Genomic DNA, 3,191 nt, shown 5'->3' on the forward strand with positions numbered 1-3,191 from the left:
CCTTCAGGATGTCGTTCTGGGGAGTGCCCCGGAGGACCTTGGGATCGATGCCGCGCTTCCTGGCCAGAAGGAAGTACATGGCCAGGATCACGGCGCAGGGCGCGTTGATGGTGAAGTTGGAGGGCACCTTGTCGATGTCGATGTCGCCCCGATAGGGCTCGTAGATGACCGCAAAGTCCCGGAAGCAGTCCACGGCCACGCCCACGCGGCCCACCTCGCCCGCGGCATGGGGCGAGTCCGAGTCGTACCCGCACTGGGTGGCCAGGTCAAAGGCCATGTTGGGGCCTCCCCTGCGCCCCATGGCATGCATGCGCACGAGGTAGTCCCGGTAGTCCTCGGGAGTGCCGAACCCGCCGTACTTGCCCACTCCCCGGGTGCCCCCCCAGTCCGGCCGGAACCCGAACCGGGCCGCCAGGTCCGCGTGGGCCTTCCAGAACTCGATGGCCGTGTTCCCGGCCGTGAAGGGGTACTGGCCGGGAAAGCCCACCTGGGTGAGGAAGTCGTGGTCTTCCACGTCCGCCGGGGTGAAAAACCGGATGGGCGGCGCCGGAAGCTTGAAATGGGCCGTTCGGGGAAGGAGGACCTCCTTCTCCCATTTTTCCCGCGCTTTCCTGACTTCTTCTTCCATGTCAGACGTTCTCCCGGATGAACCCCGCCACCTTGGAGACCGGGGTGCCGGCCGTGAACACGGCGGCCACGCCCATGTCCTTGAGCCTGGGCACGTCCGCCTCGGGCACGACGCCCCCCACCAGGACCATGACGTCGCCGGCCCCCTGGTCTTTCAAAAGGTCCATCACGGCCTTTGTCAGGGACAGGTGGGCCCCGGAAAGGATGGAGAGCCCCACCACGTCCACGTCCTCCTGGAGGGCCGCGGAAATGATCTGGGCGGGCGTCTGCCGCAGGCCCGTGTAAATCACCTCGAACCCCGCGTCCCGGAGCCCGTAGGCGATGATCCTGGCCCCGCGCTCGTGCCCGTCCAGGCCCGGCTTGGCGATGAGAACCCGCGTCTTCTTCTCTGTCATGAAACCCTTGTCCTTGTCCGCCTTGCTTGGTTTGTTCGCACAGGAACCCGGGAACAAGACTTCCTTGAGCAAGGATGATGCCAAAGACGGGAGGAATCCCGGAGCGGATTGATTTCAAAGGGAAAAAGCTAGGATTGCCCGGACGCGCCAAAAGCGGGCCGTCAAGAGAATGAGACAGGGACGGGACGCATGTAATCACTTTGGGTCATTTAAGACCCAAACGCTTCATCTTCCGGAACAGCGTTTTCCTGGAAACGCCCAGGGCCTCGGCGGTCCTGGACTTGTTCCAGCGGTTCTGCTCCAGGGCCTCGCGGATCACCGAGCGCTCCACGCCCTCGGTGGCGCCGCGCAGGTCCAGGTCGTCCTTGTCGGCCTGGCCCTGGGCCGAGCGGGCCGCGGCATCGGCCGAGGCGGGCGCCGCCGGGGACAGGAAATCCAGGCGCTTCACCGTAAGGTAGCGCTGGATCACGTTCTGCAGCTCCCGCACGTTTCCGGGCCAGTCGTAGCGCACCAGCGACTCCAGCACCTGGCCCGGAAGCGACGGAGGCTTCTTCTCGCCCGAGTACAGGCGCAGGAACTGCTCCACCAGGAGCGGGATGTCGTCCTTCCTCTCCCGCAGGGGGGGGAGCGTGATGGGGATGATGTGGATGCGGAAGAAGAAGTCCTCTCGCATCGAGCCCTTGCGCGACTCTTCCAGGAGGTTGCGGTTGGTGGCGGAGATGATCCGGAAATCCGACGTCTTGGTCACGGCGCTGCCCACGGGCGCGTACCCCCCGCCCTCGATGGCCCTGAGGAGCTTCACCTGCAGGACCGGCGTCAGCTCCCCCACCTCGTCCAAGAACAGGGTCCCGTTGTCGGCCATGTCCAGGAGCCCCTGCTTGTCCGTGTGCGCACCCGTGAACGCCCCCTTCTTGTGGCCGAAGAACTCGCTCTCCAGGAGGTTTTCCGGCATGGCCGCGCAGTTGACGGCCACGAAGCTCTTCTCGGCCCGGCTGCTCATCTCGTGAATGGCGCGGGCCACCAGCTCCTTGCCCGTTCCGGACTCCCCGTAGATGATGACGTTGGCGCTCGTGGCCGCGGCGTTGAGGATCAACTCGTAGATCCGCTGCATGGCCGTGCTCTTGCCGATGATGTTGCCGAACCGGTACCGGTCCTTGATGGAGGAGCGCAGCGTCACGTTCTCCCTGCGGAGCTGCTCGGACTCCTCCTGCATGGAGATTTCCCGGAGCTTGGCCTCGGTGATGTCCCGGGCGGACAGGAGCACGCTGGGCCGGCCGTGCCACATGATGCGGTTGCCCCGGCCCTCCACCCAGAACTCCCGGCCCTTGGGCGTCCTCCACCGGGCCTGGAAAAACCTCTCCTCGCACACCCCGGCTTCCAGGGCCTCGTACATCTCCCGGAAGTACATGGTGAACCCGCCCGCGGCCAGCTCCAGGGGGTTCTCGGCCATGAACGAGGCCGTGTCCCTGTAATCGAAGAGCGAGGCAAAGGCCTGGTTGGCGAAAAGGATGGCGTTCCCCCGCAGGAGCATCACGCCGTCGGTTATGCGCTCGGCAAGGATGCGGTAGAGGGTCTCCGTCTCCTTGAGCTCGCCCTCGGCGGTTTTGAGCTGGGTCATGTCCAGGCCCATGCCCACCAGGTAGTCCGCGCCGTCGATGGTCACGCGCCGGCCCGTGAAGAAGAACGGGATGCGCCGGCCCTCCATGGTGACGAGGGTGGACTCGATGAACCCGGCGCCCTCCTCGAACACCCCCCGGATGGCCTCCTGCATGGCCCCGCGGTCGGGCTCGAGGAAGAGGTTCAAGAGGTCCATCTCGCTCACCACTTCCGGGGAATAGCCCGTGATGGTCTCGGCGTTGGTGTTCCAGAACTTGAGCTGGAGGTTCTCGTCGAACACGTAGACCACGCCCGGAAGGCTGCGCAGGAGGGCCTGGAAAAACTGCTGCTTGTGGGCCAGGTCCCCCACGGTGGCGGTGAGGTCCCGGACCTTTGCGGCGAGCTCCTCGCGCGTGGGCCTGTCGGGCATGGAAAGTCCTCTTGAAGGCTTGAAAGGACTAGTTTTGCTTGTTAACGGGCTTTTATCACGTCACCGTCAAGAAGGCAAGATGAGCAAAAAGGCGCATACTCACCAAGGCGTTTTCGCGTGCGCGGACAGCGGCATGGGGCCCC

The 3,191-nt window shown here is 65.0% G+C and carries 3 protein-coding genes; all 3 read right to left on the minus strand.

From position 1 onward, the window contains the following. Positions 1–628, minus strand: a 628-nt coding sequence (locus KKC91_12645; GenBank protein ID MBU0479391.1) for a hypothetical protein, incomplete at its 3' end; no start/stop codon positions are given. A 1-nt stretch (position 629) separates the two neighbouring features. Then, a complete protein-coding gene (locus tag KKC91_12650; GenBank protein MBU0479392.1) occupies positions 630–1,022 on the minus strand; it encodes a cobalamin B12-binding domain-containing protein in 393 nt (130 codons plus the stop codon). Positions 1,023–1,227: 205 nt separating this feature from the next. Beyond that, positions 1,228–3,048 carry a sigma 54-interacting transcriptional regulator gene (locus tag KKC91_12655; protein MBU0479393.1) on the minus strand — a complete coding sequence of 607 codons (1,821 nt, stop codon included), beginning with the start codon at positions 3,046–3,048 and terminating at the stop codon, positions 1,228–1,230. Positions 3,049–3,191: the final 143 nt, after the last annotated feature.

It is taken from the genome of bacterium, assembly GCA_018812485.1.
GTDB lineage: Bacteria > JAHJDO01 > JAHJDO01 > JAHJDO01 > JAHJDO01 > JAHJDO01.